The sequence below is a fragment of the Streptomyces sp. NPDC051909 genome (assembly GCF_040681095.1).
Classification (GTDB): Bacteria; Actinomycetota; Actinomycetes; order Streptomycetales; family Streptomycetaceae; genus Streptomyces.
In genome coordinates this window covers 263,183-276,308 of the sequence record NZ_JBFAYA010000006.1, presented here as the reverse complement: position 1 = coordinate 276,308, position 13,126 = coordinate 263,183, and the positions used below count along the sequence as shown (strand labels likewise).

The following is a 13,126-nucleotide window of genomic DNA, read 5'->3' as shown; positions in this document are numbered from 1 at the left end:
GGTTAACCTCTGGGGTGTTAACCAGCTCTCACCTGGGGCTTTACAGGAGGCGGCGTGGCTAAGGGGTTAAAGGCGGTAAGGACCGCGCGAGGGTGGTCGCAGGACCGACTGATCCACGAGATGCGGCGGTTCGCGGAGCAACGGCTGCTCGGCATCGCCTCGGCGGCGAGCCTCAAGACCTACGTCTCGGAGTGGGAGAACGGCCGCCGCACCGTCACGGATCGATACGCCGCGATCCTCCGGCCGCTCCTCGGCGTCACGGACGCCGAGCTGCGAGGCGAGACCGAAGCGCCCGAGCCGCACGCGGACGGCTACGCGGACCTACTGAGCCGCATTGACGCGGCAGGCAGTCTGAGTGAGTCCATGGTCCCGTCGTTCCTGGCCCAGACCGAGCTGCTCCGGACCATGGACCGGCAGATGGGCGCGGCCGGTCTGGTGGACCAGATGAACGGTCATCTGGCGGCGATGGAGGAAGCGTTGACCTTCGCCGTGCTGCCAGGGGCACGCAGGCCGATCGCGACCGCCCTTGCGGGAGCATCCACCCTCGCCGCATGGCAGGCACTGGACGCCGGCGCAGTGGACAGGGCATGGCGAAGGTACGAGCTCGCCAAGAAGGCCGCCCAGGACGCCGAGTCTCCGCTCTACCTGGCGCACGCCATGGGCGAGCAGGCATACGTACTCGCAGACGCCGGCCGACCTCAACTTGCCGTCGAACTGGTGCGAGACGCGCAGCGCACCCAGCCCGAGCGTCAGTCGCCTCGGCTGAGGGCGTGGCTCGCGGCCGCCGAAGCCGAGCTGTGCGCGGCTGCAGGGCCCGAGATGGAGTCGGCAGCCCGGGCGGCACTTGAACGGGCGACCGAACTTCTTCCCGATGATGGCGAAGTACGCGACGCCGACATGCTGAGCATCTTCCTCAACACCGGCCACCTGTCGAGGTGGCGCGGGAACGTCCTCGCCAAGCTCGGCGACGCCTCGGCGATGGAGGAGCTGTATGCGTCGCTCCGCAGTGCCGACGAATCCTTCGTGCGCGCGAACTCCGGTCTCCACTGCGACCTCACCCAGGCGCACCTCGCCCGCGGGGAGTTGGATGAAGCGCGGTCCCACCTACAGAAGGCCAGGTTGCTGGCGAACCGCACGGGCTCCGTGCGGTACCGCCGGCGTGTGGAGCTGCTTACCGGTCGCCTCTAGTGCGGGAAGCGAGGATGTGAAGCAGGGCGACGAGCGTTCCCGAGCCCATGAGCTTGCCCTCGGACATGAGGCGCGGGACGTCGGCGAGGGGGATCCACGCGATCTCGCCGGCCTCCTCGGCGTCGGTCGGCTCGCCGACTTTCTCGGCGCCGCGGGCTACGAAGATCTCGTGCGGTGAGTCGACCATGCCGATCATCGGCTGGTAGCTGACGACATGCTCGACCGGGCCGGGCCGCCACCCTGTCTCTTCCTCGACCTCGCGGGCCGCCGTAGTAACGGCGTCCTCGCCCGCATCCACGATTCCGCCGGGCAACTCCCAGCCCCACTGCTTCGGTACGAAGCGGTACCGCCACAGCATGAGCACGCGGTCTTGGTCGTCGATCACGGCCGTCACGGCCACGCGGAAGAGCCGGACGACGTGGTGCTCGAAGCGGTCGACGCCGGGGGGCTCAACGTCGACCAGTTCGACGTTCACCCAGCGGTTCTCGTAGACGTGGCGGGAGCCATGGATCTTCCACGGCTCCATCTCCGCCGGCGTCGGAACGCTCTCGCCACCGAGGACGCGGTACGAGCTGCGGTCGTGAGCCCTGATGAAGTGCTCATTCGCAAGACGAGCGAGCACCTGGCGCAGCGCGGTGCGGCCGATCTCAAGCTCAGCGCTCAGCGTCCGCTCGGACGGCAGCTTGTCTCCAGGGCCGTAGCGGCCCAACTCAATCCAGGATCGAATCGTCTCGTAGACCCTCTGCGTCTTGGGTCCCATCCTCAGTGCACACTCCCCAATCTATGGCCAGTGATGGCTAGCGTATCGGTGTTCGCGTACCGATAGTCCGGCTCGCGACGAACCCTGGCCGACGCGCGGTCAGCGGAGTCGAATGCCAGGAAGACCAATCACACGCCGATAGAAATTAGGCACTCAACACGTACCGGTGATACCTATCCTGCCATGCTTTAATCCTTCGAATTACTCCCCAGGAACTCAAATGTGCACTCGAGAGACTAGTGCGAATGGTGCTTGCTACCGCCGCCGGAGTGACCCCGTCGACCTTGTACTCCGACTTCAACAGGAAAGCTAGGGCCCTAACGAGGTCCTTACCGTGACACATGTCAAGATCAGTGGGTGTCTGATCGACCAAGTCACGCCATTCCTGGAATCCGACCACATCGGAGACTTTTGAGTGCATGGCATCTATGAGGCGATCTGAATTCATTACTCCAGATTTTGAATCCCAGTACCTAGCGAGCTTCACATCCTCCAGGTGTAGAGGGATTCCGAGAGGTTGACCTGCCATACGGATTCGCCCCAATGGGAATGCGACACTCTGGGCTCTGGCGCTGAGATTCAAGGCGACGCTCTGGCATGAAATTCTCGACTTAAGCGCAGCAGGCACGTACTCCATCGCTAGCGCTTCTATGAGGCCTAGCGAGAGTAGGTCACTTTCCATGTCGGTGTGAGTGGTGATAATTAGGTCGCGGGCGCCGCGAAGGGCTTTACGACGCACTTCATAGTCGCAATCGGTGACAAAGACAATCTTGGTGCGCTGCGATTGGTTCGCCTTCTCGTGGGCGCTGATTAGAAGTCTTCGGCCCCCCGCTGGAAGGATCTGTGCAGGATCAGATACATGCCGAGCAAAGACTCTCTGGTCGTCTGGCCCTTCGACGACTAGCACTGCTTTCGATGATCCGAGACCATCGGCACGCATTTCCGCATCCAGGAGAAGGTCGAAAGCGTTGGTGTACTCAGGCATTTGTCACGCGTCCAGCGAACGGCGCAGATCACTCCGCCCGGCGATCAACGTGGGAGAATGAGTGGCCAGCATGAAATAGGTGCCTGAAACGGCAGAGATCTCAGTTAGGTCATCGACAAAAGTCGCCTGCCAGAGGACATGAAGTGAGAGCTCTGGCTCGTCGATCATCACAAGGGTTCCGGGGCGAGATTCGAACAGGAGCTTGTGAGACAGGACGAACATTTGCTGCTCGCCACTCGAAAGTTGGACGGGATTAATTTCTTCACCCGTCCTTTCGGAGAAGATTCGGAAACCTCGCTCCGTATCAATCCCAACTCGCTTGTCCTTATAGTGGCGCCGCAGGAAGTCCATGAACGGTTCCAGTCGACGCCGCAAAGGTTCGAAGGTGGTCAGCTTCTTTTTCGTGTCAGAGATGTAGGTGGAGATGAGCGCTAGCGAGTCCGCACTTTCCAGAGGAAGGTCAGAGATCGATTCCCCTGCCTCTGACGAGTCGATCAGTCCGGCTGCCGCAAGCGAGACACGTAGTGCCTGCACCTCTTGAAACTCCCGCATGACGCTTTCCCGACTTGAATATCCTATCGGCGAGCTGATGGCAGTGAAGACTCGCCTAGGGAAATCTCGGTCGAGATTCTGCGACTCGGTCCCGTAGAGAAGTTGATAGCGCCGCACTTCTGCGTTGATGTGTTCTACGGCTGTTTCGATGGCGGCAACGACTTGAATAGCCTCGCCAGATCCTCGCTTCTTGGGTCGCATTCGCCTCTCAGGGGTCAACCTCTGATCAGAAACAAGGAGAGCCGGGAAGGACTGGTGGATCTTTTCGACCCACCGCGGCTTTTCGCTCTGCCTATGCGCAAGGAGGTTGTGGATTCTTCGATACTCCTCCACGTCTGAAGAGGAATATTCCGCTAGCAACATCGGGTCAATCGGCACCTCCTCGCCAAGCCATCGTGCGATAATTTCCTCCCTTTCTCCGAGAATCCCATCGGATTTCGGTGCGTATTCCCACGTTTTCACTTTATGGGGCAGATGGTCCAGTCGAAGACTAATGCTCCCGTTCTTACGATGCCCTACAACCAGTCGGGCCAACTCGAAGTCGAGTCGGATCTGATCGAACCTGATCTTCGAAAGTGCCGACCAATTACCTCCGCTGATCATGTTGATTGTGCGAAGGATCGTTGACTTCCCTGTCCCGTTGGAACCGGTCAGAATCGTTGGCTCTCGACTATCGAGGATAATTGAATGGCTGTACGCACCGAAAAGCTCAGTGATCGTGTAGCGCTGAAGTCTCCCAAACGCAGCTACTTGCTCCTGTTGGAGAGAGTTTTCCGACCCTTCCCCGTCCATCCCTGCATGGATGTCGCTCATTGCTGCCTCCTTGCTAGCTGACTGTTGAAGCGACACGCTAGTGCAACCACGGGTACTGGTAGGCGCGTTCCTGGTGTCATCAGCCGGAATACTCTGGCGAAGCAACGGCCCCAGGACCACCAGCGCGGCAGCTAGCTCAGGAGTACAGCCGTTCAGGACTGCCGACGATTCGCGGTTGCTGGTTACTCCTTCGTTCACGCCGCCCTGGTGGGCCACTGCCCCTTCCTACTAGCGCGGCCAGGCAGCCGGGGTAGTAGGTGGCAGCGGGATCTCATCGAGTCGCTGCCACTGCTCGCGACCAGTTGAGTCGGTCGCCTTGAACCTCACGTCTCCAGCCTCGTCGGCCTCGTAGGGAGCGTCCCCAACAGCCCGCAGCAGGGCTCGCAGCCGCGGATGTGGAGCCTGCATAGCCCGGCCGCGCACTCCCTCACTGCGCAATGCGGCCAGGGTGAGGGAAGCAACGTTCACGCCGACGCGATGGTGGTCGTCGGCATGGGCAACCGCCTCTGGGTGCTCCACGATGGAAGCGATCGCCTCGGGCCCAGCGACCGTGTACGCCAGCACGAGGTCGCCGCGCTGCAGCAGCACCTGGGCTCCCGGTTGCAACATCGAACCGTCGCCGTGGGTCGACAGAGCCACTTTGCCAATCATCGGTCCGGCGCCGACCTCGCGGACCTCGTCGAACTGCTCCACGGTGGCGTCCACGATTCGCTCTGAGTCCGGCAACACCAACACGCAGTGTCCGTTCCATGAGGTCCCGGTCCAGCTCGGCGTGAGGGAGCCGTAGCGGGTACCTCCCCCGTCCTTGTGCCGAACCGCGAGATCGACCGACAGCAGTTCCGCCCGGATCCCAAGCTGGCCGTAGGCGTTGCGAAGCGTCATGCACGCGTCTACACAGACGTTCGCCGGCATCCGACCGTCAGCGATGGCAGCCCACAGGTGCGGCAGCACCAGTTCCACAAGCTGATCGGGCTTCGCGTGTTCCAACAGCTTTGCCGTCTGGTCCAGGCTGCCGCGTAACGGTGTCCCGCCTCCCGGCAGAGCCGGGGCTGTACGCGGCCGCGGTACCGAGGGAAGACGTGGGACCCGCTTCTGTGGTGTCCGGTGCTTCTTGCCCCGCTTCTGATTCGACATGACGGGAGCCTAGAGACCCCAACCCGATCCGCGACAGAGCGCGTTCGCTGGGTGACCGGAACCGAGCAAGGTCAGATGCCTAACGTCGACGCTGCACCTGTTGCGCACCTTCGCCCTTCTCGAACCATCCGGCCAGCCCGTTGCGGCACACGGAAGAGACCACCGCCGCCGCTGGTGGTCTCTTGCCCCCAGTGCCTGAGTCACGACCTGAGTCGCGATGAGTCTCGATGCACGTCGGACGGTCACCCCCTCTGACCTGCAGTGAGACGCACTGAGTCGCGATGAGTCACGGTAAATCAGAAACTAGATGGAACATGCTTCACCAGCAGCCGGAACCGAGCCCTCCGGTGAATACACGGGGAAGGCTTCGAAGCAGCGCTCAGGAGGGCATCGAACTCCCTGATCAGCGGCCTGGGCGCGCTGCTGCGGCCAAGTCTCTTCTAAGCACTTGGCCGCAGGTTCGAGTCCTGCCGGGGGCGCACCACGAGAGACCCTCCTTCGGGAGGGTCTTTCCGCTGGTCGTGGCTGGTTTCGGGTCATGGGCGAGGGGTTCGGGACGGGCACCTCAGGTGGCTGGATCCGTCCGGCTGAATCCGGTCGGAGGCGGCCTCTGGCGGCTGGATTTCCCGAAAACTTCCCGAAGTTTTCGGAGCCGCCCGCTGCCCTGCCTCACTCCGGTCCGCGCGCTCTTCTCTGCCGCCGGGTTCCCGGGTGGATGACGGTGAGCTGCCCCTCGACTCCGGCGGGCAGGCGTGAGCGCTGCACCGGATGAGGCGAGGCGAGCGAGGAAGCGAAGATCGCGATCAGATCCTGCGGCACGCTGCTGCTGAAGCTGGCACACCACAGGTACGAATCCCCGACGACTGGCTCGGCCCACGCCTGCCAACCGAACCGTCCGGGCCGCGGGTCGGCATCACGGACGAGCGAGGGCACCTCCTCCAGGGAGATGCCAGCCGTGAGCCCCGGGGCAAGAGCGGCGGTGTGTGGACGGTCGATGTCGCGAGCCCAGCCCTGGGCGCAGATCGCTGCCAGGACAGTCTCGGGGCCGTCCAAGGAGAAGGCCGGTTCCGCGCGAGCGTCGAGGGCGAGAAGGAAGTCGGTCAGCGTCTCGTGGGGGACGCCGGCGGTGAAGTACGCGTTCCACTCCGGCAGTGCGCTGCTGGGATGCGACCGGGCAGAAATCTGCCAGGCAACCGGAAGGTCTCCCAGTTCGAAGGAGCAGGCGGCCCGTGTCCACTCGGCGCCGCACAATCCGTCGGGGTCCATGTAGAGGAGGGTGTCGCGGGCGGTCGGCCACATCCGCCAGCCTGCGGACGAGAGGGCCGCGCCCACCTGGTCGGCGAGAGCCTCGTCGTCGCCCGCCAGGTGGCGAGGGGTGACCCAGTAGATCGGGTCGGGCAGGGGGGATTCATCGTGGTGCTGCTGGTACAGGGCGCCTCCAGGCGGCTGAGGTTCTGGGCAGTTGTCCACGTTGACATGGCCCCGGGGTCGCATCCAGTCCCCGAGGCTGCTTCGTCGTCTGCCTCCGGCGAACTGGCACAGCAGAGGGGACCGGCCACGGCCGAACCCAGCCCTTGCACAGGTCGTACCGACAGCGCGCGGCAGACCGCGGGCCGTTCGACTCCCCTTCATCCGGACCTGGAGGACGACCTGCGCGACGCCGACGTCGTACGCAACGAACTCGCCGCCGGCCGTACAGTTGGTCGCCCGTAGGACGTTGCGCACCGGGCCATCAGGACCGCCCAGCGACAGATGCTAGGCCCCTACTTTTCACCTTCCAGCGATCCTGTCACCAGCGGTCCCGCACATGGCAGTGGCAGGCAATCGGAGTCAGGATTCGCCGTCCCCAGGCGCGCTTAGAGTCAGGATCTCGCCGAGGACGATGTATGTCTGCAGGAAGATGAACCGTGCCTCGTCGATGGTGACCTCGGCGTGAGTGCCTGCAGAGCAACGGGCGTAGAGATCGGCCAGGGTCCGGCGCAGCCGGTCCCTGCGGCTCTTGGACGCCCCAGAAGCGTGAGTATGGGCCTGGAGCCGGTTCAGCACCTGCTGCGGTCCGACCTTCAGGTCGACCTCATCCCCGATCTTGTACAGCTCGTCCCGTGCCGGAAACACGTAGTCCGCCGATGAATCGATCAACCGACGGCAGGTGGTGAGGGCCTGGCTGACAGATTCGGAGTCGCCGTCCCGAAGGCGGTCAGAGATACGCTCGATCTTTTCGAGCGCGGTCCCACTCGCCGCCGCCAACGCCCCGTCGACCTTCTCCTGGAGGTTCGCGAAGAGGCTCGCCTGGAGCTCACTGAACACGAGCTCGTGGTAGACCTCAGCAACCATGTCGTAGACGGTCGCGACGACTTGCCCGCAGATCCCGGTCCACGTGCTGAGATTGGCTGAGGAACGGAGAATCCGCGTGTCATGGTCGCGCGACGCAACCGAGGCCATGTCGCCCGAATAGTTGCCCCCGCCACGCATAGCGTCGATCGCCTGCTGGCCAGGCTCAACCTGGGCCTCCACCTTCGCGATCGATTGGGTGTAGAAAGTGCCCTTCTCTCGATCGGCCCAGCGGCCCGCCCGTCCAATCCACATCCTCGCCGAACCGTCGGTCGGGTACCCGTTGCGCTCGAACCCGAGGAACTCCGCCAACTCGCCGTGGCCGACCAGCCGGGCGAGCCTGCTCGCCTTCAGGACAACCTCGGATGCCTTCAACCGCTTGAGCTCGATGTCGGCCAAGAGCTCGTCCGCAACGCGGATCGCTTCTTCCTGTCGCCCCACTGCTGACCGCCCATCTACTCGAACACTGCTGGGTTGCAGTCGTACCACGCAGGTCCGACACATCTGTCCCGAATATCTCGGTGGCTACGATCAGCAGGCCTGGCCCGTCCGTCATTGAGCATCAGGCCGCGGGGACTGTCCGGCGACAACCACCTTGTCTCGATTGTCCCGACACAACCTCCGCAGCGCCGACCTCGTGTATCAATACGTCTCGGGGCGACAGCGCGATGCTTCTGGAGGCGGTTGATCCCGCCCTCAACCGCAGGATGCTCCTAGGTTCTGTCGTTTGGATCAGGCCAGGATGCGGGCCCCTGCGCCGCCGACCCTGATCCGCCGGTCGCCCGCCCGCAGCTCCACCGTCAGGACGCCGGGCCGCCCCATGTCCTCCCCCTGGTGGAGGGTGAGGACCGTCGCCTCGGGCACGAGTCCGAGCTCACGGGCGTACGCGCCGAAGGCGGCGGCCGCCGCCCCGGTCGCCGGGTCCTCGACCACACCGCCCACCGGGAACGGGGCACGGACGTGGAAGACCTCCGCAGAGGCGCGCCAGACCAACTCCAGCGTCACCAGGTCGAGCCGGTGCATGAGGGCCTCCAGGCGGGCGAAGTCGTACGCCAGGTGGGCCAGGCGCTCTCGGCTCGCGGCAGCCAGGACGAGATGGCGGGCGCCCGCAAAGGCGATGCGGGGAGGCAGGGCGGGATCGAGGTCGCCGGCCAGCCAGTCGAGCGCGGCAAGTGCCTCCGCCAGGTCCTCGGCCGCGACCTCCTCGATGTGCGGCTCGACGCTCGTGAGCGTGGCCCGCAGCGCCCCGCCCTCGCGCGTCACGGTGACCGGCACGGTCCCGGCCTGCGTGGTGAATACCAGGTCGCCGGGGCCGATGCGCTCGCCGAGGGCCACGGCCGTCGCGACGGTGGCGTGACCGCAGAAGGGTACTTCCGCCTTGGGGCTGAAGTAGCGGATGGTGTACGCGCGCCCGGCGTCCGACGCGCCGGAGCCCGCTCCCTCGGACGGCGCTGTCAGGAACGCGCTCTCGCTGTACCCGACTTCGGCGGCGATCGCCAGCATCTCCTCGTCGCTGAGGCCCGTGGCGTCGAGAACGATTCCGGCGGGATTGCCTCCCTCAGGATCGTCGGAGAAGGCGGTGTAACGCAGGACGTTGGGGGTTTCCCGTATGGAGTTCATGCCGGGGCAACGGCCGGGATCCCCAGGTTGGTTCCCCAGGTAGGGACCGCCTCGGAGCTCCGCTCCGCGGTCACGATCTCGGCAATCTCGGCTTCTACGCTCATGACATACGCCCCCTCGTGTCGATCTGCTCCCGCCCTCGACGATGCTCACCGCGCGCGAGCGGACAAGGCACATGGCCCTCCCCGGGATCCGCCGTGCGCACATGAATTGGGAGATGAAGGTCAGCTCGCGCGTACCGCCGTACGAGCTGCCGGTCTGGCACGGCAGCCGCGTCGGTCATCTGACCCGCTCATGACCGACCGGACAGGTCCTAGCCAGCGCCCAGATGCAAGGCGCACCCATCTACGCCAGCGCCGGTTCAAACTGCAGCAAGTCTCCCTGCCAAGTGACATCGCGCGCGGCACTATGAGCCAGAGGCCGGATACGGAGTCAGTCCCTGAAAAGCAACGCCCGCTTCAGCGGGTGCGCCCCGGCGTCCGGGGAGTCCGGGAAGGAGACACCACGACAGCAGGAGACCCGAACGTGCCGGGCAGCGCCTGGGGGCCTTCGATGCGCTGCTGGAGTTCGGCGATCTGGCCAGTTATGCAGCGGGCGTAGGTGGAGAGGAGGATGGGGACGCTGTTGCCGGCCCATTCGGCGACCTGGGCCGGCGGGATGCCGTTGTTGAGCCAGGTCGTCAGGCAGGTGTGCCGGAGGTCGTACACGCGCTTGCCGACGGGCGAGTTGTACTCGTGCTCGGGCAGGACGGCCTTGCGGGCCTTGGCCCAGACGCGCCGGTAGACCGAGCCGGCCAGGAGGCCGCCCTTCTCTCCGGGAAAGAACAGGTCGCCGGGCTTGAGTTGATCCCAGGCGATCAGCTCCCGGAGGCTCGCGGCCAGCGCGGGGTGGACAGGGACGGTACGAGTGTCCCCGGCGGCCCGGCCCTTGAGGTCGCGGGTCTCGTGGACGTCGCCGTCGTCGGTCCAGTGACTGCCGACCTCGGGCTCGGCCGTGTGGACGCGGAGCTCACCCCAGCCGGTCGCGGGCAGGACGGCGTCCTCGACACGAAGGGCGACCGCTTCCTCGGGGCGCAGCCCTGCGTAGTACAGGGTCGCGAAGAAGACGGTGAGTCGGTGGCCGGTGCGGGGGCGGGCGGCGATCCAGGCGAGCAGGGAAGCGACCTGGTGGGGGTTGAGGAGGGAACGCTTGTCGACGGCTCCGGAGGTCTTCGGCGCCGCCGCCTCTTCCCTCCCCTTGGGCATGGGGTTGTACCGGAGGAGGTTCTGGCGAACGGCGTAGCCCAAGGCCACGTTGAGGATCCGGCGGTACCGCTTGGCGGAGCTGGCTGCGGCCGGCGTGCCGTCGAGGACGGTGTCGAGCGCATGGAGGACGGCGTCGACGTGCTTCGTGTCCTCCCAGGCACCCATCGGCAGCGAGTGGCGCCGGATCCACGCCAGGATCGCCCGGTACTCGGACGGCGCCTCGTCACGGCGCTTCTTGTTGAAGGCGTACTCCCGCAGCGCCTTGCGGACGTCGACGCCGTCGTACGAGACGGGTTCGGCCCGGATGAGCGCCAGCGTGGCCTTGGTCAGTGCCTTGGCGGTGCTGATCCGGTTGTTCGCCGAGATGCGGGACCACTTCATGTCCACGTACTGGAGGGCGAAGTCGTACCAGGTGAGCTCGGTGGACGGCGCGGAGTGGGAGACGGGCCGGCCGGTGTTCAGGTCGAAGGGCTCGCCGTTGTTGGCGGCGACGAGCAGGGTGGCGCGGAAGGATTCGGCGAGCGCGCTCTTCTTGAACGACTCGCCGTGCCGCCGGCCGTCGACCGACCAGCGGACGGTGTAGGTGGAGCCGCGCTTCCCCTCGTAGACCTCCGTCTTGTAGAAGCGGACCTTGTAGGACCGGTTGGTCACGCGGCCGCCTCGCAGTCGGTGAGCCAGTTCTCCAGGTCGCTGCGCCGGACGCGCAGACTTCCATTGGGGAGTTTCACGCAGCGGGGCGCTCGCCCTTTCTGGCGCCAGTCGTAGAAAGTCGACCGGGATATACGCAGCTCTTCACAGAGCTCATCGACGGTGAGCTTTTCTTCGGAGCGGCGGGTGGTGGATATCAGGGATCGGCGCATGGTTCTTCTTCCGAAAGTTGACATGGCTGCGGCAGGGACCGGATCTACGGGCGTGCCGGGACGCACAACGATCCGGAGATTCCCCGGTTTGGCTAAGCCGGGATCGTCGGCTACATTTCGCCCGCCCCGGCCGCCCCTGAGGCCGGGAGAGCACCCGCGAGAAGGGTCTGCGGGGCGATTCCGAGGGCGGCGGCGATGGCGACGAGGTCGTCGATGTCGCAGCGTCGGACGGTGCGTTCGACCCGGGAGAGCGCGGTGAAGGTCATGGGCCGACCCAGTGCGGTGACGCGGGCGGCGAGCTGGCGCTGGGAGTAGCCGCGGGCGGCACGGGCACGTTCGATGGCGCGGGCGGCGGCGTGTCCGGCAGGGCCGATGGCGAGGGGTCGTGGCGGCATGGGTGGTGTTGTAGCTCGCGCGCCGACAGGTCCGGAAGTCCATTCCTGTCTGCTGTGAGCGATGCGGATCGCGCGGCCGTTCCAGGCAGATTCGACGCGCGATTTCGTGGAGCCGGAATTCACCCCTACAGTGACCGGACTCGCCAACTCGGCACGCCTACGAGTGTCCCAGAATTCCCGAAAGAGTCTGGACTTCTTCGCCGTAGGTGTGGCTGTGTTGGCCATGCACGCCGACACCGCCGGAATGCACTGCCGGATTTCCCGGATCCCCCTGGCCTGCCCTGTCCTGAAAGGTGGTCGATCACCATCGCCCGCATCCGCACCATCAAGCCCGAGGCGTTCTCGTCCGAATCCCTCGCGGCGGTGTCCCTGTCCGCCGAGCGGACCTTCTTCGGGCTGCTCACCCAGGCCGACGACCAGGGCCGGTTCCGCGACCAGGCCGCCGTCATCGCGGGCCAACTGTGGTCCCTGCGCCGCGAGCACGGGCCGGAAGCGGTCGAGAACGACCTCATCCAGCTCGACGGCGCCGGGCTGATCTGCCGCTACGAGGGTGGGGACGGCAAGCGGTACCTGCACATCGTCACCTTCGCCAAGCACCAGAAGATCAACCGACCCAGCAGCACCCGGACTCCCTCGTGCCCGCACCACGATCTCGGGATTCCACGCGAGCCCTCACCACTGACGCAGGAAGCTCTCGTGGAGTCCTCCGCGAGTCGTCCGGGAGGACTCACGGAGGACTCCGTGAACGACGAATTCGCAGGTCAGGGCCTTCCCCGTGAGTCTTCACCGCAGCCTCGGGGAGAGCTCACCGAGCCCTCCGTGAGCCCTCACCGTCCGGATCTAGGACCTAGGAACTGGGATCTAGGATCAACTCCGTTGGGGGGCGCAGGCGCCCCCGCGCCTGCCGCGGACTCGCATGCGGGCTCGGAGTCGGAGCCGGACTCGACGAAGGTTCTGATCGGCGAGTACGCCTCCGGGTGCGCCCACCGCCCGCCTCAGGCCGTGCTCGGCCATCTCGGCCGCGAGGTGAAGCAACTCCTCGCCGAGGGCATCTCCCCGGACCACATCCGCGCCGGCCTCGCCCGCCACCGCGCCAAGGGCCTGCACCCGAGCACCCTGCCCAGCCTCGTGCACGAAGCCATGAACGCCATCGCCTCGACCTCCGCTCCCCACCGTCCGTGGACCAACCCCACCGACGCCGCCGCCTACGGAGGGGACCTCTGACCGCCAACCTCACGCGCGCC

At 65.5% G+C, this 13,126-nt stretch carries 11 protein-coding genes; 2 read left to right on the top strand and 9 right to left on the bottom strand.

Translation table 11 applies throughout. The annotated features are described in order from the left end of the window. Window positions 1-54 precede the first annotated feature (54 nt). Entirely contained in the window at window positions 55-1,188 is a 1,134-nt protein-coding gene (locus tag AB0M18_RS12475; protein WP_365756828.1) for a helix-turn-helix transcriptional regulator, read from the top strand. Here the strand turns inward: AB0M18_RS12475 and AB0M18_RS12470 are convergent. The 9 genes from AB0M18_RS12470 to AB0M18_RS12430 form a co-directional block, all read right to left on the bottom strand. Then, window positions 1,172-1,948 carry an NUDIX domain-containing protein gene (locus tag AB0M18_RS12470; protein WP_365756826.1) on the bottom strand — a complete coding sequence of 259 codons (777 nt, stop codon included), beginning with the start codon at window positions 1,946-1,948 and terminating at the stop codon, window positions 1,172-1,174. The genes AB0M18_RS12475 and AB0M18_RS12470 overlap by 17 nt on opposite strands. Before the next feature lie 988 nt (window positions 1,949-2,936). Then, window positions 2,937-4,298: an AAA family ATPase gene (locus tag AB0M18_RS12465; protein ID WP_365756825.1), complete on the bottom strand. Its 1,362-nt coding sequence runs from the start codon at window positions 4,296-4,298 to the stop codon at window positions 2,937-2,939. A gap of 228 nt (window positions 4,299-4,526) precedes the next feature. Then, window positions 4,527-5,432, bottom strand: a complete 906-nt coding sequence (locus AB0M18_RS12460) for a hypothetical protein (RefSeq protein WP_365756823.1) — start codon at window positions 5,430-5,432, stop codon at window positions 4,527-4,529. A gap of 669 nt (window positions 5,433-6,101) precedes the next feature. Further along, window positions 6,102-6,821 (bottom strand): DUF317 domain-containing protein, encoded by a 720-nt coding sequence (locus AB0M18_RS12455; RefSeq protein WP_365756998.1) that lies wholly within the window; start codon window positions 6,819-6,821, stop codon window positions 6,102-6,104. Between the two features lie 441 nt (window positions 6,822-7,262). Then, window positions 7,263-8,162: a hypothetical protein gene (locus AB0M18_RS12450; RefSeq protein WP_365756822.1), complete on the bottom strand. Its 900-nt coding sequence runs from the start codon at window positions 8,160-8,162 to the stop codon at window positions 7,263-7,265. A gap of 333 nt (window positions 8,163-8,495) precedes the next feature. Continuing rightward, window positions 8,496-9,383, bottom strand: a complete 888-nt coding sequence (locus tag AB0M18_RS12445; protein ID WP_365756821.1) for a PhzF family phenazine biosynthesis isomerase — start codon at window positions 9,381-9,383, stop codon at window positions 8,496-8,498. 458 nt (window positions 9,384-9,841) lie between these two features. Beyond that, window positions 9,842-11,278, bottom strand: a complete 1,437-nt coding sequence (locus tag AB0M18_RS12440) for a tyrosine-type recombinase/integrase (RefSeq protein WP_365756819.1) — start codon at window positions 11,276-11,278, stop codon at window positions 9,842-9,844. Beyond that, window positions 11,275-11,487: a helix-turn-helix domain-containing protein gene (locus AB0M18_RS12435; protein WP_365756818.1), complete on the bottom strand. Its 213-nt coding sequence runs from the start codon at window positions 11,485-11,487 to the stop codon at window positions 11,275-11,277. Before AB0M18_RS12435 ends, AB0M18_RS12440 begins: the two co-directional genes overlap by 4 nt. Before the next feature lie 110 nt (window positions 11,488-11,597). Continuing rightward, window positions 11,598-11,882 carry a helix-turn-helix transcriptional regulator gene (locus AB0M18_RS12430; protein ID WP_365756817.1) on the bottom strand — a complete coding sequence of 95 codons (285 nt, stop codon included), beginning with the start codon at window positions 11,880-11,882 and terminating at the stop codon, window positions 11,598-11,600. Between the two features lie 306 nt (window positions 11,883-12,188). On the opposite strand from AB0M18_RS12430, the gene AB0M18_RS12425 reads away from it, so the two are divergent. Beyond that, window positions 12,189-13,106 carry a hypothetical protein gene (locus AB0M18_RS12425; protein WP_365756996.1) on the top strand — a complete coding sequence of 306 codons (918 nt, stop codon included), beginning with the start codon at window positions 12,189-12,191 and terminating at the stop codon, window positions 13,104-13,106. The last annotated feature ends 20 nt before the right edge of the window (window positions 13,107-13,126 follow it).

Bases quoted from the DNA above. Each gene is read 5' to 3' on its own strand.
- AB0M18_RS12435 (WP_365756818.1), bottom strand. From the start codon at position 11,487: ATGCGCCGATCCCTGATATCCACCACCCGCCGCTCCGAAGAAAAGCTC.
- AB0M18_RS12470 (WP_365756826.1), bottom strand. From the start codon at position 1,948: ATGGGACCCAAGACGCAGAGGGTCTACGAGACGATTCGATCCTGGATT.
- AB0M18_RS12430 (WP_365756817.1), bottom strand. From the start codon at position 11,882: ATGCCGCCACGACCCCTCGCCATCGGCCCTGCCGGACACGCCGCCGCC.
- AB0M18_RS12445 (WP_365756821.1), bottom strand. From the start codon at position 9,383: ATGAACTCCATACGGGAAACCCCCAACGTCCTGCGTTACACCGCCTTC.
- AB0M18_RS12460 (WP_365756823.1), bottom strand. From the start codon at position 5,432: ATGTCGAATCAGAAGCGGGGCAAGAAGCACCGGACACCACAGAAGCGG.
- AB0M18_RS12465 (WP_365756825.1), bottom strand. From the start codon at position 4,298: ATGAGCGACATCCATGCAGGGATGGACGGGGAAGGGTCGGAAAACTCT.